General features: G+C 42.9%; 19 protein-coding genes and 1 rRNA gene. 17 read left to right on the forward strand and 3 right to left on the reverse strand.

Going from position 1 to position 21,256, the window contains the following annotated elements; all coding sequences use genetic code 11:
• The first annotated feature begins 43 nt into the window (after nt 1-43).
• The 6 genes from KOL94_RS20755 to KOL94_RS20780 all read left to right on the forward strand — a co-directional run bounded on the left by KOL94_RS20755 (nt 44) and on the right by KOL94_RS20780 (nt 7,887).
• The gene (locus KOL94_RS20755) at nt 44-1,771 is read left to right on the forward strand and encodes an ABC transporter ATP-binding protein (RefSeq protein WP_221568566.1); all 1,728 of its coding nucleotides are present in this window, start codon (nt 44-46) and stop codon (nt 1,769-1,771) included.
• A gap of 300 nt (nt 1,772-2,071) precedes the next feature.
• The gene (locus tag KOL94_RS20760) at nt 2,072-3,043 is read left to right on the forward strand and encodes an ABC transporter ATP-binding protein (RefSeq protein WP_221568567.1); all 972 of its coding nucleotides are present in this window, start codon (nt 2,072-2,074) and stop codon (nt 3,041-3,043) included.
• 14 nt (nt 3,044-3,057) lie between these two features.
• A complete protein-coding gene (locus KOL94_RS20765; RefSeq protein ID WP_221568568.1) occupies nt 3,058-4,044 on the forward strand; it encodes an ABC transporter ATP-binding protein in 987 nt (328 codons plus the stop codon).
• 26 nt (nt 4,045-4,070) lie between these two features.
• A complete protein-coding gene (locus KOL94_RS20770; RefSeq protein ID WP_221568569.1) occupies nt 4,071-5,669 on the forward strand; it encodes an ABC transporter substrate-binding protein in 1,599 nt (532 codons plus the stop codon).
• Between the two features lie 195 nt (nt 5,670-5,864).
• Entirely contained in the window at nt 5,865-6,869 is a 1,005-nt protein-coding gene (locus KOL94_RS20775; RefSeq protein ID WP_221568570.1) for an ABC transporter permease, read from the forward strand.
• A 106-nt stretch (nt 6,870-6,975) separates the two neighbouring features.
• Complete coding sequence (locus KOL94_RS20780; protein WP_221568571.1) at nt 6,976-7,887, forward strand: ABC transporter permease; 912 nt, start codon at nt 6,976-6,978, stop codon at nt 7,885-7,887.
• 305 nt (nt 7,888-8,192) lie between these two features.
• Here the strand turns inward: KOL94_RS20780 and KOL94_RS20785 are convergent, their stop codons facing one another.
• Together KOL94_RS20785 and KOL94_RS20790 are read right to left on the reverse strand one after the other, a co-directional pair.
• On the reverse strand, nt 8,193-9,281 hold the full coding sequence (locus tag KOL94_RS20785; RefSeq protein WP_221568572.1) for an FUSC family protein: 1,089 nt from the start codon (nt 9,279-9,281) through the stop codon (nt 8,193-8,195).
• Nucleotides 9,282-9,675: 394 nt separating this feature from the next.
• Nucleotides 9,676-10,965, reverse strand: coding sequence for a glutamate-1-semialdehyde 2,1-aminomutase (locus KOL94_RS20790; protein ID WP_221568573.1), 1,290 nt, complete (start codon nt 10,963-10,965; stop codon nt 9,676-9,678).
• 274 nt (nt 10,966-11,239) lie between these two features.
• On the opposite strand from KOL94_RS20790, the gene KOL94_RS20795 reads away from it, so the two are divergent.
• The 9 genes from KOL94_RS20795 (at nt 11,240) to perR (ending at nt 18,971) form a co-directional block, all read left to right on the forward strand.
• Nucleotides 11,240-12,253: an ABC transporter ATP-binding protein gene (locus tag KOL94_RS20795; protein ID WP_221568574.1), complete on the forward strand. Its 1,014-nt coding sequence runs from the start codon at nt 11,240-11,242 to the stop codon at nt 12,251-12,253.
• The gene (locus KOL94_RS20800; protein WP_221568575.1) at nt 12,246-13,037 is read left to right on the forward strand and encodes an ABC transporter permease; all 792 of its coding nucleotides are present in this window, start codon (nt 12,246-12,248) and stop codon (nt 13,035-13,037) included. Before KOL94_RS20795 ends, KOL94_RS20800 begins: the two co-directional genes overlap by 8 nt.
• A gap of 5 nt (nt 13,038-13,042) precedes the next feature.
• Nucleotides 13,043-13,828, forward strand: coding sequence for an ABC transporter permease (locus KOL94_RS20805; RefSeq protein ID WP_221568576.1), 786 nt, complete (start codon nt 13,043-13,045; stop codon nt 13,826-13,828).
• 88 nt (nt 13,829-13,916) lie between these two features.
• Nucleotides 13,917-15,200, forward strand: coding sequence for a hemolysin family protein (locus KOL94_RS20810; RefSeq protein ID WP_221568577.1), 1,284 nt, complete (start codon nt 13,917-13,919; stop codon nt 15,198-15,200).
• A gap of 65 nt (nt 15,201-15,265) precedes the next feature.
• Nucleotides 15,266-15,700 (forward strand): potassium channel family protein, encoded by a 435-nt coding sequence (locus tag KOL94_RS20815; protein WP_221568578.1) that lies wholly within the window; start codon nt 15,266-15,268, stop codon nt 15,698-15,700.
• A gap of 194 nt (nt 15,701-15,894) precedes the next feature.
• The gene (bcp, locus tag KOL94_RS20820) at nt 15,895-16,362 is read left to right on the forward strand and encodes a thioredoxin-dependent thiol peroxidase (protein ID WP_221568579.1); all 468 of its coding nucleotides are present in this window, start codon (nt 15,895-15,897) and stop codon (nt 16,360-16,362) included.
• 559 nt (nt 16,363-16,921) lie between these two features.
• Complete coding sequence (locus KOL94_RS20825) at nt 16,922-17,872, forward strand: D-2-hydroxyacid dehydrogenase (RefSeq protein WP_221568580.1); 951 nt, start codon at nt 16,922-16,924, stop codon at nt 17,870-17,872.
• Nucleotides 17,873-17,875: 3 nt separating this feature from the next.
• On the forward strand, nt 17,876-18,427 hold the full coding sequence (locus KOL94_RS20830) for a cob(I)yrinic acid a,c-diamide adenosyltransferase (RefSeq protein WP_221568581.1): 552 nt from the start codon (nt 17,876-17,878) through the stop codon (nt 18,425-18,427).
• Nucleotides 18,428-18,533: 106 nt separating this feature from the next.
• On the forward strand, nt 18,534-18,971 hold the full coding sequence (perR, locus tag KOL94_RS20835; RefSeq protein ID WP_311775202.1) for a peroxide-responsive transcriptional repressor PerR: 438 nt from the start codon (nt 18,534-18,536) through the stop codon (nt 18,969-18,971).
• A gap of 442 nt (nt 18,972-19,413) precedes the next feature.
• Here the strand turns inward: perR and KOL94_RS20840 are convergent, their stop codons facing one another.
• Nucleotides 19,414-19,770: a YgzB family protein gene (locus KOL94_RS20840; protein ID WP_221568583.1), complete on the reverse strand. Its 357-nt coding sequence runs from the start codon at nt 19,768-19,770 to the stop codon at nt 19,414-19,416.
• Between the two features lie 156 nt (nt 19,771-19,926).
• On the opposite strand from KOL94_RS20840, the gene KOL94_RS20845 reads away from it, so the two are divergent.
• Nucleotides 19,927-20,802 carry a nucleotidyltransferase-like protein gene (locus KOL94_RS20845; protein WP_221568584.1) on the forward strand — a complete coding sequence of 292 codons (876 nt, stop codon included), beginning with the start codon at nt 19,927-19,929 and terminating at the stop codon, nt 20,800-20,802.
• Between the two features lie 334 nt (nt 20,803-21,136).
• Nucleotides 21,137-21,256, forward strand: a 16S ribosomal RNA gene (locus tag KOL94_RS20850); the annotation flags it as partial.

Genomic DNA, 21,256 nt, shown 5'->3' on the forward strand with positions numbered 1-21,256 from the left:
AAGACAACTGGAGGTGATTACCACGAGTAGTACAAAGCGATATATGAAGTTTGTACGACCCTACACGAAACAGATCATTGTGACCGTGATCATCGGGATATTCAAGTTCGGAATCCCGTTATTGATTCCGTTGATTTTAAAATACGTCGTCGATGACGTGATCAATGCAGATATAAGTGTTGAAGAGAAGTTATCCCGCTTGTCCTGGGTGTTGGGCGGCGCTTTTTTTGTTTTTATCGTATTACGCCCGCCGATTGAGTATTACCGTCAATACTATGCGCAGTGGACAGCGAGCAAAATCCTTTACGACATCCGGGATAGCTTGTTCAGCCACATCCAGCGCCTTAGCCTCAAGTTCTATTCCAATACGAAAGTTGGCGAGATCATTTCGCGGGTTATCCATGATGTCGAGCAGACGAAAGCCTTCGTCATTACGGGGCTGATGAATGTTTGGCTTGACATGTTCACGATCGTCATTGCCATTGCAATAATGAGTACAATGGATGTCTGGCTGACACTCGTTGCAATCTCTTTGCTGCCACTTTACGGTTTATCCGTCAAATATTTCTACAGTCGGTTGAGGAGACTCACAAAAGATCGTTCTCAGGCGCTGGCAGAGGTTCAGGGACACTTGCACGAACGTGTCCAGGGGATAACAGTGATCAGAAGTTTTGCTATTGAGGACTATGAGCATGAGCAGTTCGATGTCCGTAACTCGAACTTTTTGAACCGAGCACTTGATCATACATCTTGGAATGCACGGACATTTGCTGTTGTCAATACAATTACCGATATCGCACCAATGCTTGTTATCGGGGTTGCTGGTTATTTTGCGATTACAGAAAAAATTACTGTAGGTTCGATGGTTGCGTTTGTTGCCTACATGGATCGTCTATACAATCCATTACGCCGTCTGGTGAACTCATCGACTACACTAACTCAAGCAATCGCCTCTATGGATCGAGTTTTTGATTTCATGGATGAAACGTATGATATCGAAGACAAACCAGGTGCAAAAAAATTGAAGCATGTCGACGGGAATGTTTCCTTCGACCGAGTTACCTTCCAATACAACGAAGAAGAGGAGCCGGTTTTAAGGGATATCCGACTTGATGTGAAAGCAGGCGAAACGATCGCTCTTGTTGGAATGAGCGGCGGTGGTAAATCATCTTTAGTCAGTTTGATACCGAGATTTTATGATGTGACAAGTGGAAGAATTCTGCTGGATGGGGAAGACATCCGTAACTATCAAGTCCGTACGCTGAGAAACCAGATCGGCATGGTGCTTCAGGATAATATCTTGTTCAGTGAATCCGTCCGGATGAATATCAAAATGGGTAATCCTCATGCTTCAGATGAAGAAATGATTAGTGCCGCTAAAGCTACGAATGCCCATGACTTCATCATGAAGCTCCCACAAGGGTATGACACGAAAATCGGTGAACGAGGGGTCAAACTCTCAGGTGGTCAAAAACAACGACTTGCGATTGCAAGAGTATTTTTGAAGAATCCACCATTACTCGTCTTGGATGAAGCAACTTCTGCGTTAGACTTGGAAAGTGAGCAGCTAATCCAAGAGTCCCTGCAAACCCTGGCTGCTGACAGGACTACTTTCATCGTAGCGCACAGATTGGCTACGATCACGCATGCAGACCGGATTGTTGTGATTGGAGATGGTGAGATTTCTGAAATCGGTTCGCATGAAAAATTAATGGCCAATAAAAGTAGTTATTACAATTTGTTTACTGTACAAGCGTTAGACGAAAAATAGTTTGTAATATTTTTGAGGTTGGTATCTATATATCAACCTCATTTTTTGTAGGTAAATAAAGGATAAAACAGGCGAGTAAATAGGTATTTAAACACCGATATAAGAGAAAAAAGGGTAAAAAAGGAGGATTTTTCGGGTTTGTGACTAATAGTGCATAAGACGTATATTTTAATTTTTCTAAATTTTTCGTGTTGTCAAACAAGTGTAGTGATGTCATAATTATGAACAGACGTTCAGAAACGTAACAGTTTTGTAAACTTTTAAACATCAAGAATCGAGACAGAAAGAGAGGTGGGGCGGATGGATACTCCAGTACTGGACGTTAAGGGTTTAAAGACCTATTTTTTCACTGATGATGGTGAAGTGCCCGCTGTCGATAATGTCGACTTTCATGTCAAGCGAGGCGAGGTCCTTGGGATTGTCGGAGAGTCAGGTTGCGGAAAAAGCGTAACATCACTCTCGGTTATGGGGCTTGTTCCTTCTCCTCCAGGAAAAGTAGTAGGTGGGGAGATCCTTTACAAAGGTGAAGATTTAACAAAAGCAACGGATAAACGGATGAGACAAATTCGCGGGAACGATATCGCGATGATCTTCCAAGAACCGATGACATCATTGAATCCAGTATATAAAATAGGGAACCAGCTCATCGAAGCCATCCGGCTGCACAACAATTGGGATAAGAAGAAAGCCTGGAACCGTGCGGTCGAGATCATGAAATTGGTAGGGCTTCCACGAGCTGAAGAATTGATGGACAGCTATCCACATCAACTTTCCGGGGGTATGAGACAGAGGGTCATGATCGCAATGGCCATGGTTTGTAATCCGGAGGTACTTATAGCGGACGAGCCTACCACTGCACTGGATGTGACGATCCAAGCACAGATCCTAGATTTGATGAAACGTCTGAATGATGAAACGGATACATCTATCATCATGATCACACATGATCTTGGAGTCGTAGCTGAAATGTGTCAGCGAATCGTCGTCATGTATGCCGGTAAAGTCATTGAAGAAGCGAATGTAGAAACGATCTTTAAGAAGCCGAAGCATCCATATACAGTTGGATTGATTCAATCTGTTCCAGATATGCGCCAGAAGAAGGATCGTTTATATTCGATTCCAGGGACGGTACCGAAACCTGGATCGATTAAAAAAGGCTGCAGTTTCGCGCCACGTTGTGAACACGCTTTCGACCGCTGTTTTGCCGAAACACCACAATTAGAAGAACAAGAGGATGGAAGCCGGGTTCGCTGCTGGCTCCATGACAGCTAGGAAGGGGTCGAAAAATGTCACAGCCATTATTAGAAGTAAATAACTTGAAAAAGCATTTTCCGATCACCGGTGGTGTGTTCGGGAAACAAATCGGATCAGTTAAAGCAGTCGACGGAGTCTCTTTCTCAGTCAATGAAGGAGAAACGCTTGGACTAGTAGGTGAAAGCGGATGTGGTAAATCCACAACCGGAAGAATGCTTTTGAAGCTTTTAGAACCGACAGAAGGTGAAGTTCGTTTCAATGGAAAAGAACTGACGAAACTTTCGAATGGAGAAATGCGTAAGATCCGCAGAGATATGCAAATGGTCTTCCAGGATCCATATGCATCACTCAACCCAAGGCATACAGTCGAAAAAATCATCGAAGAACCTATGATTGTCCATGGTATTGAAAAGGACAGCAAAAAACGGAAAAAGCGAGTTGTCGAATTACTGGAAACGGTTGGATTGAGCGGTTACCACGCAAAACGATACCCTCACCAATTCAGTGGAGGTCAGCGTCAACGGATCGGAATTGCTCGAGCACTTGCCGTAAAACCGAAATTGATCATTGCAGACGAGCCTGTATCAGCGCTGGATGTATCTGTCCAAGCCCAAGTACTCAATCTGCTTCAAGATTTACAGAAAGAATTTGACCTGACCTATGTTTTCATTGCCCATGACCTAGGGGTCGTACGTCACATCAGTGACCGAGTGGGAGTGATGTACTTAGGTAAAATCGCTGAACTGGCAGATAGTGAGAAATTGTATGAAAAACCATTGCATCCTTATACGCAGGCATTATTGTCAGCGGTTCCAATACCGGATGTCGATCATGAAAAAGATCAGGTCATGCTGCAGGGAGATGTGCCTAGTCCATCCAACCCGCCATCCGGGTGTCCGTTCCACACAAGATGTCCTAAAGTGATGGATGTATGCAAAAAGGTTGTTCCAACGTTCCAAGAGGTTGAAGAAAATCATTATGTAGCTTGTCACCTCTATGAGGAAGACAAGTCCATATAAAAACAACATTAAAGGGGGAGTACCTTATGAAGAAAGGTTTTCTATGGGCGCTAGCCATTATTATGATCATGTCAGTGGCCCTGGCAGGATGTAACTCTGACTCTGGATCCGATGGTGACGGTGGAAGTGGAGACAGCGAGAAAGAACAAACTTTGATTTTCGGCCGTGGTGGTGATTCTGTAGGATTAGACCCTGCGACTGTAACGGATGGAGAATCATTCAAAGTTATCAAAAACGTTTATGACACATTAGTAGAATATGGAGAGCAAGACACAGAAGTACACCCTGCACTAGCTGAAGAGTGGGATGTTTCTGAGGATGGTAAGACTTATACGTTCAAACTCCGTGAAGGAGTAAAGTTCCACAATGGTGATGATTTCAATGCAGAAGCAGTAGTGAAAAACTTCGAGCGTTGGATGAACAGTGGGGATGCAGGTAAATTTGCTTACTATGCATCTATGTTTGGTGGATTTAAAGGTGATGAAGGACACGTTATCGAAAGTGTAGAAGCAAAAGACGAGCATACGGTTGTATTCACGTTGAAACGTCCTCAAGCACCATTCTTGAAAAACTTGGCTATGACACCGTTTTCAATCGGTGCGCCTAGTGAATTCGACAACCTTGAAACACAACCAGTCGGTACTGGACCTTTCAAATTTGTCGATTGGAAGCGTAATGACCGTATTACAATAGAAAAGAATGAAGACTACTTTAAAGAAGGACTTCCAAAGCTTGATAAAGTCATTTTCCGTGCAATTCCAGATAACTCAAACCGTCTGAATGCATTGAAGACTGGTGAAGTTCACTTGATCGATGGTGTCAATCCAAGTGACGTTGCTGAAATTGAACAGGCAGAAGAATTGAAGCCATTCTTCCGTCCATCAATGAACGTTGGATACCTAGGATTCAACACTGAAATGGAACCATTCAATAATAAGAAAGTACGTCAAGCATTGAATCATGCAGTAGATAAGGATGCATTGATCAAGGCTTTCTATGAAGGACAAGCTGAGCCAGCTAAGAACCCGCTGCCTCCTGTAATCAATGGATATAATGATGAAATTGATCCTTATCCATTCGATCTTGAAAAGGCAAAAGAATTACTAGCTGAAGCTGGATATGAAGATGGATTCAAAACTGAATTATGGGCTATGCCTGTACCACGTCCTTATATGCCAGATGGAAAGAAAGCTGCTGAAGCAATCGCGGCAAACTTTGCAAAAATCGGTGTAGAAGCTGAAATCGTATCATTCGAGTGGGGTACTTACCTTGAAAAGACTCAAAAAGGTGAAGCTCCAATGTTCCTACTAGGATGGACTGGGGACAACGGTGACGCAGATAACTTCCTTTACACGTTACTGGATAAAGATACGATCGGTTCTAACAACTACTCTCGTTTTGCAAACGATGAGTTGCACGATATCTTGATCGAAGCACAATCAACACCTGACGAAGATAAGCGTGCAGAACTTTATAAAGAAGCACAAGTCATCCTTCATGAAGAGGCTCCATGGGTACCGCTTGTACACTCTGAGCCAGCACTAGCAGGACTTAAAAATGTAGAAGGATTCAAGCCACATCCAACTGGTTCTGACAAGTTAACAAACGTTTCTTTAAGCGAATAAGTGATGGGGGAGTGTAGCGCTCCCCTTTTCTTTTGAAAAAATTTTAATGATTCTGTGAACCGGATTATTGATCATTCATCTTGTTCGCAAACAGGTATTATTGTTAAACCGGTTTACATAGCATTGGCTTATCTAGAGAATAAGCAGCTATGATCCTACGAAATTAAGCCAATATGCTGAAGAGGTGATAGAAAAGTGTTTGCGTACACAATACGACGAATCTTGATGCTGATCCCTGTTCTTATAGGAATGTCACTTATCGTGTTCTTCCTGATTCGTGCGATTCCAGGGGACCCAGCACAAATTATCCTTGGTCAGCAAGCTTCGAAGGAAGCTGTAACTCAATTACGAGATTCCTTAGGCTTGGATGAACCTTGGTATACACAATATTTCATATATATGAAAGACCTGCTCACTGGTGATCTTGGGAATTCAATTCGTACCCACGCACCGATCAGTGAAGAGATATGGCCTTATTTTGCAGCAACATTGGAGCTGTCACTATTCGCAATGATCATCGCAGTAGTAGTCGGAGTAAACGCAGGGATCATCAGTGCATGGTTCCAAAACTCTTGGTTCGACTATGTTGCCATGCTTCTTGCACTTATCGGCGTTTCCATGCCGATCTTCTGGCTTGGGTTGATGGAACAATGGGCTTTTGCAGTCAAGTGGGAAATATTCCCTACCTCAGGCAGGGAGAGTATATTGAATCCTGTTGATTCGATTACAAATCTGTACATCATCGATACGATCATACAAGGGCGTTTCGATCAATTACAGACGGTCTTGAAACACTTAGTTCTACCGGGGATTGCATTAGCTACGATCCCGATGGCGATCATCGCAAGGATGACTCGTTCAAGCATGTTGGAAGTCATGCGTTCCGACTATATCCGTACAGCGCGTGCAAAAGGACTCCGTATGTTTTGGGTAGTTTACAAGCACTCATTGAAGAATGCATTCATCCCTGTATTGACAGTCATTGGTCTACAGATGGGTCTGTTGTTAGGGGGAGCAATCCTTACAGAAACAATCTTCAGTTGGCCTGGAATCGGAAGATACATCTATGATGCGATCGGATTCCGTGATTACCCAGTCATCCAATCCGGAATACTTGTCATTGCCCTGGTTTTTGTAACGATTAATCTTCTAGTGGATCTCTTATATGCGGCAATCGATCCTAGAATCAAATATCAATAATAATTGAAGTCAAAAAGTCACCGCATGATAAACGGCGGAGAGACGCGGTTAACTTCAGTCGGTAATGACTTTTTGGAAGCTTATTATTTTCAAAGGAGAGAACATTATGGCGGAACTAGCACGTAACGAAAATCCGATAGAGCCAAAGCAGCAAGAAGAAAAGCCTGCTTCGCCATGGAGAGATGCCTGGAAGAGCTTTCGCAAAAACAAAATGGCGCTTTTGGGGTTGGGCCTTGTCAGTTTCTTTGTGCTCATGGCAGTTTTTGCGCCACTTATCGCCCCTGAGGGAATAAATGACCAAAAGCTTTCATCAGACAATTATGCAAAGCTCGAAGCACCTTCTTCGGATTATTGGTTAGGGACAGATGATTTTGGGCGGGATATCTTAAGCAGGACGATTTATGGCGCCCGAATCTCACTCACAGTAGGCTTTTTCGCTGTTATGGGTTCCATCATAGTTGGGTCCATTTTAGGGATCATAGCCGGTTATTATGGTAGATGGGTTGACACCATCATCTCCAGACTCTTTGATATCATGCTTGCTTTTCCAAGTATCTTACTGGCGATCGCAATCGTTGCTGTTTTAGGTCCTTCCTTAAGGAATGCCCTGATCGCGATTGCCATCATTAACGTACCGAACTTCGGAAGATTGGTACGTTCAAAAGTATTAAGTATCAAGGAAGAAGAGTATATCGCTGCTGCTAAAGCTGTCGGTATGAAAGATTCAAGGATATTGTTTCAGCACATTTTGCCGAACAGCACAGCACCGATCATCGTACAAGGTACATTATTGATTGCAACTGCAATCATCGAGACAGCGGCACTTGGTTTCCTGGGATTAGGAGCACAAGCACCTACACCAGAATGGGGTACCATGCTTGCAGATTCACGCTCTTATATAACAAATGCTCCATGGACGATGATATTCCCTGGTCTCGCAATCATGCTTACTGTATTAGGATTCAACCTTATGGGTGATGGATTGCGTGATGCATTGGATCCAAAAATGAAAAGTTAAGAATTGTTTGTTAAAACGCAGGTGGTTTCGTTTATCGAAATCACCTGTTTTTTATAGTCGTTGCTTTTGCAAAATTCACTCATTTCCGCAAGCCTCCTCACTCACTTCCACAGGATGTGGTGGGTGTTAGTCGAAGATCCATAATTCGTTACGGGGTCTCGCCTGGATCGCTTTTCCCGCAGGAGTGTCGCGAATTTCGTTTAAGAAAACTAGGCAAAACCAATCTCTAGCGGAAGGTTATCCTACGTAGTTCCTATAAACTTAAAGAGCCTGGTTCCCCAGGCCTTTTAGATATTGCAGTATTTTCATTCGTCTGGTGGAAAGGTATCTGAAATTTTCACTTCGTTTTCTGATGTATGGTATGTGTGGAAGCTCTCGACCAATCGATCCAGATGAATAAGGTGATGGTTGTAATCGATGATCAAACCGATCAGCGGGAAGATATTCATCCATTGTTCTCGTTCTACCTGTTTATGGTCATAAAGATCCATGAAATACTCCGTCAATTCTTTTTCGTCCTTTTCCAATTGATGGATGGCATCATCTGGGGAGTGGTAACGAACTTTCCCGATGTATTTCATCAAGATCTTTTGGTGATAGTTCGTCAAATGATCGAGCTGATCCTGAATCAATTTCTGGATGGTCTCAGGCATCTGATAGATTTTATGGTCATGCTGATCAAGACTTTTTAAAATCGCTAACGCTTTGTATGTTGTCGAGATCATATTCCGGAACAATACAAGCCTGCGATTCTTCGTATAGTCAGAACCTTTGAAATAACTGCGTTCTTCTTTGAACATAAGGTAAAAGTTATCTGCTTTTATCATACTTTCATTGATTTTTGTCAGATCTTCTTTCAAAATTTTACGGTCTGCATCGTTGCGGGTAGCTAGACGGATCCACTGACCAATCTGATCCATATTTTTCACGTTTTTATGGTAAAGACGTGTTTCATATTTTGGGGGAAGAAAAATCAAATTCACCAGGAATGCGCAGAAAACGCCGATCATGATCACAGAAAACCGTGTGATAGCAAAAGTAAGGTAATTGTCCCCCGGGTTGACCATCAAGATGATGACGGTAACGATCGCCAGCGGAATCGTGCTTTCGATTTTCAATTTTATATTGATTGCGATGACAAGGACGCCGATCAATCCGATTACGATAGGTTCATTCCCCAGTGTCTGCACCGCTATGATCGCGAGTGTTGCACCTATCAGATTCGCTTGTACTTGTTCAACGATTGTCTGATAAGAACGATAAATGGTCGGCTGGATGGCGAACATTGCTGCAATGGCAGCAAAGGCCGCTGAATCTAGGTTCAACCAATGTGTAATATATAATGCTAGTGAAATCGCGACTCCTGTTTTTAAAATACGAGCACCGAATTTCATAGTTTTAGCAAAACCCTTTCTAAAAGCATTGTTAATAATGAACGTACTATACACCCAAATCTTTAAGAAAGCAACAGGAAAATGTAAGCTGACTTTTGACAAGGCTGTTTTCGCTTAGATTGTTGTTTTTGGAAATATACTCGCCTTTCCGCGGGCAATCTGCAAGCCTCCTCACTTGCACAAGATGTGTTGGCTTCGACGTTCACCACACCTTTATGATTATGTAGGTTTTTCATATTCATGCTGGCTTTTATGAGGTTATGACTATAATTAGGAAATTTACTCGCAAGCCTTCATTTTGCTGGGTTTTCATGCATCACTATATCAGAAAAAAGAACAGCCTACTATATAAATGAGGCTGCCCCATTGTGGATCAGCCCCATTTCAGTTTTTCTTATAGCTTTTGAAAGGCTTTTTCGACTGCCTCTAATGTTTCTTCAATATCTTTATCTGTATGTTCTGTCGTGAGGAACCAGGCTTCATATTTTGACGGAGCCAGGTTAATGCCTTGCTCAAGCATCAGTTTAAAGAACTTCGCAAATAGTTCTCCATCACTTTTTTCTGCTTGTTCATAGTTGGTTACTTCTTTTTCTGAACCGAAGTAAAGGGTGAGGGCGCCTTTCAACCGGTTAAGCGACAAAGGTACGGAATATTGCTTTGCAAGCTTTCGGATTCCAGCTTCAAGCTTTTCTCCAAGCGTATCGAGATGTTCGTATACGCCTTCTTGCTGCAAGACTTCAAGGCAAGCAATCCCTGCTGAAATCGATGCAGGATTTCCAGCCATTGTACCAGCTTGATAGGCCGGGCCAAGGGGTGCGACTTTTTCCATGATTTCTTGCTTACCACCATAAGCTCCAATCGGAAGTCCCCCCCCAATAATTTTTCCAAGAGCAGTCATGTCTGGTTCGACATTCAATAGATTCTGGGCACCGCCGTACATGAAACGGAATGCAGTGATTACTTCATCATAGATGACGAGCGAACCGGCTTTATGAGCGATTTCGTTTACTGCTTCTAAAAAACCTGGTTTCGGTTCGACAATCCCGAAGTTCCCTACAATCGGTTCCACGAGAATACCTGCCACTTCATGACCCCATTTATCAATCGCTTCTTTAAAGGAGTCAATGTCATTGAACGGAACTGTGATGACCTCTTGCGCAATGCTCTTTGGAACACCTGCTGAATCTGGTGTACCGAGAGTGGATGGACCGGACCCAGCGGCAACAAGGACAAGATCAGAGTGTCCGTGGTAACAGCCAGCAAATTTGATGATCTTATCACGGCCAGTATATGCTCTTGCAACACGGATCGTCGTCATGACTGCTTCAGTCCCTGAGTTGACAAACCGGACTTTTTCTAAGGAAGGAATCGCTTCTTTCAGCATTTTTGAGAATTGATTTTCAAGGCTGGTCGGTGTCCCATATAAGACCCCGTTTTCCGCTGCATGCGTGATCGCTTTGGTGATGTGCGGGTGAGCGTGGCCGGTGATGATCGGACCGTAAGCAGCAAGATAGTCGATGTATTTGTTGCCGTCCACATCCCAAAAATGAGCGCCTTTCGCTTTCTCCATAAACACTGGAGCTCCACCGCCGACAGCTTTGTACGAACGTGAAGGACTGTTCACCCCTCCAACAATGTGTTCAAGTGCATCCTCATACAACCTCTCCGAATTCTCTCTATTCATCATTCAACCTCCTACAAGAATGAAATATAATTAACTAACATTTGAATTAACTACAATACTTGGTTCGGTGCCACTTCGGTGCCAGGCACCATTTCGGACCTCAACAGCCCCAAGGGTTCTGATTCGGTGCCAGGCACCGTCTAGGAACCGTTGGGGCGCAAGGGGTAAATTGTCGTGCCTGGCACTGCCTACTATATCATGAATCAGTGTATTTGTGTTTTGTTGTAGAGGTTGTATAAACTGTTAGTGGTGCAAGAAGAGGGGGGAATACGTAATGGATTCAATGATACATGTTGAAAATTTGACGAAGGAATTCAAATCATATTCTAGTAGATCTGGTCTGAAGGGTGCATTCCGCGACCTTTTGACGAGAAATTATAAAATTCATCGGGCGGTCGATTCGATCTCACTTGATGTGAAACCGGGTGAAATGATCGGCTATATCGGGGAGAATGGAGCGGGTAAGTCAACGACGATCAAGATGCTTACCGGTATCCTCACGCCAACGTCCGGCGAAGTAATGATCAATGGAATGAATCCGCATAAAGAACGGGAGAAGTTCGTAAAAACGATTGGTGTCGTATTCGGACAGCGTTCCCAGCTCTGGTGGGATATTGCTGTGCAAGAGTCCTTCCGACTGCTTAAAAAGGTATACAACGTCTCAGATGAGGATTACCGCAACCATATGGGGATGGTAATTGATGCGCTTGATATCGGACCATTGCTCGACAAGCCTGTACGTAAACTTTCACTCGGGCAACGGATGCGGTGTGAATTGGCTGCAGCGCTTATCCACAATCCGCCGCTTCTTTTCTTAGATGAACCGACAATCGGTCTCGATGTGCTCGTAAAGCTGAAGATCCGTGAGTTCCTTAAAGAGATGAACAAAAAATACAACACGACAGTTATGCTGACAACGCACGATTTGTCTGATATCGAAGCTCTCTGTGAACGGGTCGTCATGTTGGATGAGGGGAAAATCATTTATGATGGCGCGCTTAATCAGCTGAAAACAAGCTGGGGAGAAGGGAAACAGATCCAGTTCCACTTTAAAACTCCAAAAACGAGAGATGAACTGATCACTGCTACTGGCCAACAGCTTGTCGTTTGGGAACCTGGGGATAACGAAAACAGCTGGACAGCGAATGTGACGAACGATGAAGATATCATTTCACAAGTCATCGGTGACGTTGTAGCCAACCATCAAATTCTCGACCTGAAGATCCTGGAGACTTCAACTGAAGAGATCATCCGCAATATATACGAAGAGGGCATCATCCATGGGTAAGTATATTGAAATGATCCGTATCCGGTTTTTGATGATGCTTGCGTATAGGACGAACTATTACAGCGGTATCATTATTTACAGTATCAACATTGCTGCCTATTACTTTTTATGGAGTGCTATTTATGGCGGTAAAGAGGACATCCAGGGGTTGTCAGTCATACAGATGACCACTTACATAGCCGTCGCATGGATGGCCCGGGCGTTTTATTTTAACAATATCGACCGTGAAATTGCGCTAGAAATAAAGGAGGGGAAAGTCGCTGTCGAATTGATTCGGCCATATCATTATCTCAATATGAAGACGATGGCGGCACTTGGAGAAGGGATTTTCCGATTGCTCTTTTTCTCAGTTCCGGGTATGTTCCTGGTCAGTCTCGTTTTTCCGCTCCAATTTTCTGCAAATCTCGCTACCTGGGGATATTTCGGGATTTCGATCTTATTCAGTTTCATCATAAATACACAAATCAATTTGATGACGGGCATTTTTACTTTCTTCATCTTTAACAATGATGGGTTGATGAGGGCAAAAAGAGTGGTCATTGATCTGTTTTCGGGGTTGATCCTTCCGATCAGTTTCTATCCTGGGTGGGCTCAATCCGCTATGGAATGGTTCCCGTTCATGTACATTTCCTATGTCCCAAGCATGATTTTTTCTGAAGGGTTCGTCGGACAGCAGGTCTTGAACGCCTTGATGATGCAGATCTTATGGTGCTTATTGCTCCTTGTACCGATACAGATCTTATGGGTACTTGCGAAAAAACAAATGATCATACAAGGAGGGTAGCCATCATGTCTCATCTTTCAATTTTTGTCCAATATGTAGGCCAATACATGAAAACGAGGCTCACGTACCGTTCAGATATGGTAGTGGAAATCCTGTCTGACTTGCTTTTCCAGGCGGTTAACCTGATTTTCATACTAGTCGTCTTCGGTCATACCAAGTTATTGAGCGGCTGGAGTAAGGACGAAATCATCTTTATTTATGGTTTCTTCTTAGTTCCTTTCGCGCTTTTCTCAACCTTTTTCAACATTTGGGACTTTAATGAGCGTTATATCGTAAAAGGTGAGCTTGATCGTATCCTGACGAGGCCGATCCATAGTCTGTTCCAGGTAATTCTTGAACGTATGGAACTGGAATCGATATTCGGTGTCATCACGGGTCTTGCTGTCATGTTTTATGCAGGGAGCAATCTTGGAATGACGATTGCATGGTACGACCCGTTTTTATTCCTGTTATTCGTTATTGGAGGCGCACTCGTTTATGCAGGCATCTTCATCAGCCTGGCAACGATCAGCTTCTGGTCTGACAGCCGTACGGATATCATGCCGATGATGTACAACATCGGAAACTTCGGTCGGTATCCGGTTGATATTTATAATCAGATCATCCGCTATGTGCTTACTTGGATTTTGCCATTTGCGTTTGTCGGGGTTTATCCTGCTGCATTTTTTCTCGATAAAACAGAATGGTACGGATACGCGTATTTGACGCCTGTCATGGGTATTGTCTTTTTCACTTTGGCCATTTTCCTATGGAACATCGGGGTTACAAAATACCGGGGAGCGGGAAGTTAAGGGTATGTTATGTTTTAACCGTTCAGAGGAATGATAGTAAATATAAACTAGGGACGGAGGTGAAGCCTTCGATTTCTGAAGGCGACCTGTGGTTATCTTCAAGCTCCTATCCGTTGCCATTCTGATTGCGCTCACGGCTTTTTTCGTAGCAGCAGAATTTGCAATTGTGAAAGTACGTTCAACTAAAATCGATAAACTTGTTGAGGATGGAAATAAAAAAGCAGTAGCAGCACGAAAAGTACTCGACAATCTGGATGGGTATTTATCAGCTTGTCAGCTCGGAATCACCATCACGGCTCTCGGACTCGGATGGTTAGGTGAACCGACAGTTGAACAGATCCTCCATCCGGTTTTTGAAGAGTTTGCGATTTCAGAAGCACTCGCAAGTACGCTTTCCTTCATTATTGCGTTTTCAGCGATCACGTTTTTACATGTCGTTTTAGGGGAACTCGCACCGAAGACGATTGCAATCCAGAAATCAGAAGGGACCAGTCTCTTACTCGCAAGGCCGTTGATTTTGTTCTATAAAATCATGTATCCCTTCATCTGGGTATTGAATGGATCGGCTCGACTCTTCACAAGATTGCTTGGATTCAGGCAGGTGAATGAGCATGAAGTAGCCCACTCAGAAGAGGAACTGCGAATCATCCTTTCCGAAAGCTATAAAAGTGGAGAAATCAACAAGTCAGAGCTCCATTACGTCAATAAAATTTTCGAATTCGATGACCGGACTGCCAAAGAGATCATGGTGCCGAGGACAGAAATGGTCTGTATGTTCACCGATGAGCCGATGGAAGAGAACGTTTCAATCATGAGTAATGAAAAGTTCACCCGTTATCCTGTCGCAGAAGGTGATAAAGATCATATCATCGGGCTCGTAAATATAAAAGAAGTCTTCAATTCTTTGCTATTGAAGGAAGAACGTCCGCTTAACGAGTTCATCCGGCCGGTCCTTAAGGTGATTGAGACGACACCGATCAAAACATTGCTCGTCCAGATGCAGAAGGAACGGGTCCATATGATGATACTAGTCGACGAATACGGAGGTACTGCAGGTCTCGTCACAGTTGAAGACATCATTGAAGAGATTGTCGGTGAAATCCGTGATGAATTCGATACAGAGGAAAAGCCCCAGATTGAAAAACTGGACCGTAACCATGCAATCCTTGATGGTAAAGCACTAATTTCTGACGTCAATGAGTTTTTCAAAATCGAAATCGACGACTCAGAACTGGATACGATCGGGGGCTGGCTATTGACACAAAGCTCAGACATTTCCGTAGACGAGGAATATCCTTTCGAACATGTGACATTTAGAATCATCGAAGCAGATGACCAACAAATCAAACGTATTGATGCAATCGGCCATTAGCATTTCCGGTCCATCTTGTCCTATCTTTCCTTTCTCTAGCATAGGAATGTGAAGAGGTGGATAAGATGGATCTTCTTATTGTGGTCTTTGTATTCGTTTCGGTCTTCATTATCGTGCAAAAGAGTCTGGTGTCCTTTTTTCGCCATCCTCGTCATTTACATAAAAAATCACGTAAATTCATTTCTTTTGATGATCTGATGGCTTTATTCATTGTTTATTCAATCATCATCCTCGGATTCGGTGCAATCTATTTCAGTCTTTTGATGGTTGGGATCCCAGTTCTGATGGAAAGTGGGACGCCTGTGAACGGATCGTATGCCGAACTGACTGAGGTGGTATCTTACTTCAGTGCGGTCACACTCCTTTCCGTAGGGTATGGGGATATCACACCGATTGGAATCGGCAGATGGATTTCAATCATCGAAGCATTGGTCGGATACCTTTTACCGGCAGCCTTCGTTCTTTCTACTGTCGTCGAAACGGAGTGGAAATCGGATTAGTTGTTTCCTTCCAAGTTATTGGGTACCCTTAATATAGAGGAAAGTTCAAAAAGTGCCACATGATAAACGGCGAATTTCCGACACATAGGATGTGCTAGTACCGGCGTGGTCATAGGACGTGACGTTTTTAGCCGATGTTGTTTCTAATCCGGCATCTTTTTGAACTAAGATATTTTAGTAGGAGGGTACAAATCATGTCTGTCAAAACAGGAGAAAAAGCACCGGATTTTACTTTAGAAGCGAATAATGGCGAGAAGGTCAGCCTCTCAGATTTCAAAGGCAAAAATGTCGTATTATATTTCTATCCGAAAGACATGACACCAGGATGTACAACGGAAGCTTGCGATTTCAGGGACCATCACAGTGAGTTCAGTGATCAGAACACGGTGATCCTCGGTGTGAGCCCGGACCCAGTCGACCGCCATAAGAAATTCATCGAAAAGCATGATCTCCCATTCTTATTGCTTGCGGATGAAGACAACAAAGTGGCTGAACTTTATGATGTATGGCAATTGAAAAAGAACTTCGGGAAAGAATACATGGGCATTGTCCGTTCCACGTTCATCATCGATAAGGACGGCGAGCTTGTGAAAGAGTGGCGTAAAGTAAAAGTGAAGGATCATGTAACAGAAGCACTCGAATATATAAAAGAAAATCTTTAACCAGGAATGAGGCTGCCCCACAGCCTCATTTTTTTCTTAATTAATAGTTAGCGAAATTTCACTCCCTTTCCGCTGGCGAACGAAAAGAGGCCGATTAGTCACGAAGGTCACTGGAAAACTGACGAGGAGGCTCTCGCCGCCGCAGGAAGTTTGAAGTGATCCAAGTGACTGGTCGCTGAGCTTGACTCACTTCCAAGCATTAGCCCTAAATCCGCGAGCCTCCTCACTTGCACAGGATGTCAACACAAAAATGAAATCATTTTCGTGTCTGCGATGAGAATACTTAGAAGTTTTCGTTATGCTGGTTTCGACGTTCACCACAAGACGTGATGGTTTTTAGTCGAAGATCCTTTTAAAAATTGTGGGGTCTCGCCTGGATCGCTTCTCCCGCAGGAGTGTCGCAAATTTCGCATAACCTTTTGCTTTATGCTCTCTTCAGCGTACAGAGGACTCGCCAAGCATTATATCAATGGAATCGTCAGAAAATTTCGTTTAAGATTGGACGATGCCGACTGAATTGTTGTTTAATAAAAGTAGGAAACCTAGGGAGGTAATCGTGATGTTCATAGTATCTTCAGCAAAAGTACGCTATTCGATCCAGGACGATATGAAGGAAAAATATCCAGATATCCAATTCCAGTTCTGCCAAAACATAAAGGAAGCGGAAGAGTATTTGCCTGATGCAGATATTCTGCTTACATATGGAGAAGATTTAACACCTGAAATCATTCAAAAAGCCAAACAGTTGAAATGGATCAATGTCATGTCAGCTGGACTTGATAAAATGCCGTTCGAAGCAATCAAGTCAAAGGACCTACTTGTTACAAACGCAAGAGGCATTCATAAAATACCCATGGCTGAATATACAATCGGTATGATGCTTCAAGTGATTCGTAACTTCTCGTTAATCAAGGAAAATCAAAAGAATAAAGTTTGGGAACGTAAATTCCAAGTCGGGGAGTTATATGGTAAAACGCTCGGCGTATTGGGAGCGGGTGCAATCGGTTCTGAAATTGCACGATTAGCAAAAGCCTTCAATATGCATACAGTCGGACTGAACCGCAGTGGCCGCCCGGTGGATCACTTCGATGAAATGGTCACCTTCGATCAGCTGGTTGTCCTTTTACGTAAGGCTGATTTCGTTGTATCTGTCTTACCGAAAACCGATGAAACACACGCCTTTTTAAAGAAGGTACATTTTGAAACAATGCAGGAGCATTCCATATTCATAAACATAGGGAGAGGGACAACAGTTGATCAGCAAGGTTTAATCCAGGCCCTCCAAGAAAATCAGATTGCACATGCAGTTCTTGATGTGATGGAAAAAGAGCCCCTGCCGGAGGATAATGTACTATGGGAAATGGAGAATGTAACGATCACGCCACACCTTTCAGGTATCACACCTCTTTATCAGCGACGCGCCTTTGATCAATTCGAAGAAAATCTTAAGGTTTTTCGACAAGGTGAAGGGGAGTATCTAAATAAAATCGATCTCAGCAGGGGGTATTGATTGATGAAGATTTATACGAAATCTGGAGATAAGGGCACGACCTCACTCGTATACGGCGATCGTGTCGGGAAGAACGATCCTCGAGTTGAAGCATATGGGACCTGTGACGAAGCCAATTCAATGATAGGGTTAGGCTTAAGCCATTTACAGGACCAGAACAGGGAATGGAAAGCGGAATTTGAAAAAGTCGTCCGCAGGGTCCAGACTGTGCTTTTTCATGTGGGAGCCGAGCTAGCAACTCCAGTAGATAAAACAGTAGGATGGACGTTGGAAGAGAGTGATATCACATACCTTGAACAGGCCATCGACCAGTGGGATGAGGAATTGACACCTTTAAAGCAATTCGTCCTTCCAGGAGGATCAAAAGCCGCTTCAGCTTTTCATGTAGCAAGGACTGTCGTGAGGAGAGCAGAACGTCAGGCGGTGGGAATTGAAAAAGTCAATCCGTTGGTGCTTTCCTATCTGAACCGGCTTTCTGATTTCTTATTCGTTGCAGCCAGGTATACAAATCAGAAAATGAATATAGTGGAACCAATCTTACATGAAGAGGAGTAAATCCGCATAAAATAAGGGTTATAATTGACAATTGTCACAAATTCCGTGTACACTAATTATAAATATTATAAAGTAATAATGTCTTTCGGAAGAGAGGTGCATGACGATGACACAAGAAGAAAACCGATTACAAACAGCGGTTGATACGTTGAAGGATGCGGGGGTTCGCATTACGCCACAACGTCATGCGATTCTAGAGTATTTAATCCAAACAATGTCTCATCCTACTGCTGATGAGATTTATAAAGCATTAGAGGACAAATTTCCTAATATGAGTGTAGCGACTGTATACAACAACCTACGTGTATTTAAGGGAGCAGGACTTGTAAAAGAACTGACCTACGGGGATTCTTCCAGCCGGTTCGATTGTGTAACCACAGACCACTATCACATCATCTGTGAAAGCTGCGGAAAAATTGTCGACTTCTCCTATCCTGGCCTTGATGAAGTGGAGGATGTCGCAAAGCACGTAACAGGCTTCAAGGTTGCAAATCACCGTATGGAAGTTTACGGAACATGTCCAGAATGCCAAAAGATTCATTAAAAAGATGACCTTCGTTCCAATGATTGATGGAGTGGAGGTCGTTTTTTTTGAAGATAAGCGGCGAAACGAAAATTTTCTGGACACCAGAGCACTTATTCATGAACCAGGCCTTACTTTAACTGACTTAACGGACACCAGCACTCTTATCTACATAAATTAGCTGAAAAACATTCTCTTTTAGCAAGATAGCGTTTCTCATGTCCGTTAAATTACCAAATCACCTTTTTTATCACGGATAAGGTCTGGAGTGTCCGTTAGAGTGGCAAACCTATCAGGATAACCACCCAAAATATAAAATACCTCTTTACTCGGAGATGTTTTTCCCTTCGCTAGTGAATAAGTCCAGCTTAGGCTCAGCTTACGCCTAACGCTAGACTTGCCAAGTAAAAATGTAAATCTTTCGCTCCAAATGAAAAAGTGACCCCTTAAAGGTCACTTTTCATCAATCCTCTTTCTTTTTCCTGTTGTATTTCTCACTGAATTCAATACCATCGAGTGATGGATCCATTGTTAATGGCTGCTTGCAGAACATGCATGCATCGACCCTTCCAAGTACTTTTGTCACCCTATGACAGTTCGGGCATTCCACCTGGACAGCCTTCGTCGAAAGCATCCCTATCCATATATATACCGCGGCACTTGATAATGTCGCTAAAAAACCGATCAACATGAAAATCGTCATCACTGCAAAACTTGCTTTAAAATAAAGTCCAAGGTACATTATGATAATGCCGATGAACACTAGGCTCAGGGCAAACGTTCTAATTTTATTGATCTTACTTGTATATTTCAATTCCATAATATACATTCCTCCTTCAGACAGTATAGCAAATAAATAAATCGAAATCATGAACAATCTTTTAACATTTCATAATCTTAGAGGAAAAATCAAAATGATATTGAATAGTGTAAATTGGAACGTACAACGGACATTCGCACAGGAGATGATTGAACAATGGAAGATATCTTACGGCCACTCTATCAGGAAAGAGCAAGTCGTGAAGAAACTTTAGGAGTATTATTAATAGAAAAAAATAAAAAGTTCAGCCCATCTACCGATCACTTTGATGTGATTTTATTCATTATTGTTGAACAAGCTGATTCACCTTGGCAAGTAAAACATTATGAATTTGAAGATAAAAAGGCAGCACTGCACGTTGTAACACTGCACCAGCTGAATCAATGGTTGATGCTTGGTTCACATCGCCGTGTCGTTGATTGGGTCGTAAACGGGAAGGTCTTATTCGATCGGAATGAATTTATGGAGTCTCTTAAGTCCCGGATAAACGATTTTCCGATTGCTGAACGTAAGAAGAAAATCGGAATGGAATTTTCCAAACTGGTTCGCAGATTCTCTGATGGGAAAGAGCTTTATCATGCTGGCCACTATTTGGATGCATACAACAATATCATCCATGCGCTTCATCATCTTGCACGTCTTTCTGTCATTGAACATGGTTTCTATCCAGAAGTCACTGTTTGGAATCAGGTGAAACAAATTGAACCTGAAATTTATAAGTTATATGAAGAACTTACTTCCAGTGATGAACCAATCAACAAACGGATTGAACTGTTGATTTTAGCAAACGAATTCTCTATGTCAGCTAAAACTGAACTTGGATCACGACACCTCAAAGACATCATGAATACGAGGGAAGGAGAAGGAGCATGGTCGTTTTATGAATTGATGGTTCATCCTGAAATGCAGGATTATAAAATCGACTTGGGCGCGGTGATCGAGCATTTGATTGAGAAGGAATACATCCAAGTCATTCGACAGGATACGAAGGGAATAGGGATCTTTCATAGGACGTATCAATTTAAAAACTAATTGCAAATAAGTTATTGACACTAAAATATGTGCATGGTATATTATATCTCGTCGCTGCGAAAGCGGCGGGATTTTTCTTCAAAAAAAGTCGTTGACATCAGGGCTTACAGATGATATTCTATAAAAGTCGCTGTTAAAGACATCGACAACAAAAAACTTCAAGAAAAGACAGCATTCTTCCGCTGATCATTGAAGTGAACAGCTCTTTGAAAACTGAACAAAAGCCAAGCGTGAAACGGGTCTTTTTAAAAGAACCCTGATCAATTTTTAAGTTTTACATTTAATGAGCAATCAAACGATGCTCAAAAAATTCAGTGGCAATTTGCCAATCAATTTTTTGGAGAGTTTGATCCTGGCTCAGGACGAACGCTGGCGGCGTGCCTAATACATGCAAGTCGAGCGGACCAACGAGGAGCTTGCTCCTCAGAGGTCAGCGGCGGACGGGTGAGTAACA

The organism is Alkalihalobacillus sp. TS-13, from assembly GCF_019720915.1.
Taxonomy (GTDB): domain Bacteria; phylum Bacillota; class Bacilli; order Bacillales; family Fictibacillaceae; genus Pseudalkalibacillus.

Bases quoted from the DNA above. Each gene is read 5' to 3' on its own strand.
- KOL94_RS20755 (WP_221568566.1), top strand. From the start codon at position 44: ATGAAGTTTGTACGACCCTACACGAAACAGATCATTGTGACCGTGATC.
- KOL94_RS20760 (WP_221568567.1), top strand. From the start codon at position 2,072: ATGGATACTCCAGTACTGGACGTTAAGGGTTTAAAGACCTATTTTTTC.
- KOL94_RS20765 (WP_221568568.1), top strand. From the start codon at position 3,058: ATGTCACAGCCATTATTAGAAGTAAATAACTTGAAAAAGCATTTTCCG.
- KOL94_RS20770 (WP_221568569.1), top strand. From the start codon at position 4,071: ATGAAGAAAGGTTTTCTATGGGCGCTAGCCATTATTATGATCATGTCA.
- KOL94_RS20780 (WP_221568571.1), top strand. From the start codon at position 6,976: ATGGCGGAACTAGCACGTAACGAAAATCCGATAGAGCCAAAGCAGCAA.
- KOL94_RS20785 (WP_221568572.1), bottom strand. From the start codon at position 9,281: ATGAAATTCGGTGCTCGTATTTTAAAAACAGGAGTCGCGATTTCACTA.
- KOL94_RS20790 (WP_221568573.1), bottom strand. From the start codon at position 10,965: ATGAATAGAGAGAATTCGGAGAGGTTGTATGAGGATGCACTTGAACAC.
- KOL94_RS20795 (WP_221568574.1), top strand. From the start codon at position 11,240: ATGGATTCAATGATACATGTTGAAAATTTGACGAAGGAATTCAAATCA.
- KOL94_RS20800 (WP_221568575.1), top strand. From the start codon at position 12,246: ATGGGTAAGTATATTGAAATGATCCGTATCCGGTTTTTGATGATGCTT.
- KOL94_RS20805 (WP_221568576.1), top strand. From the start codon at position 13,043: ATGTCTCATCTTTCAATTTTTGTCCAATATGTAGGCCAATACATGAAA.
- KOL94_RS20815 (WP_221568578.1), top strand. From the start codon at position 15,266: ATGGATCTTCTTATTGTGGTCTTTGTATTCGTTTCGGTCTTCATTATC.
- bcp (WP_221568579.1), top strand. From the start codon at position 15,895: ATGTCTGTCAAAACAGGAGAAAAAGCACCGGATTTTACTTTAGAAGCG.
- KOL94_RS20825 (WP_221568580.1), top strand. From the start codon at position 16,922: ATGTTCATAGTATCTTCAGCAAAAGTACGCTATTCGATCCAGGACGAT.
- KOL94_RS20830 (WP_221568581.1), top strand. From the start codon at position 17,876: ATGAAGATTTATACGAAATCTGGAGATAAGGGCACGACCTCACTCGTA.
- perR (WP_311775202.1), top strand. From the start codon at position 18,534: ATGACACAAGAAGAAAACCGATTACAAACAGCGGTTGATACGTTGAAG.
- KOL94_RS20840 (WP_221568583.1), bottom strand. From the start codon at position 19,770: ATGGAATTGAAATATACAAGTAAGATCAATAAAATTAGAACGTTTGCC.
- KOL94_RS20845 (WP_221568584.1), top strand. From the start codon at position 19,927: ATGGAAGATATCTTACGGCCACTCTATCAGGAAAGAGCAAGTCGTGAA.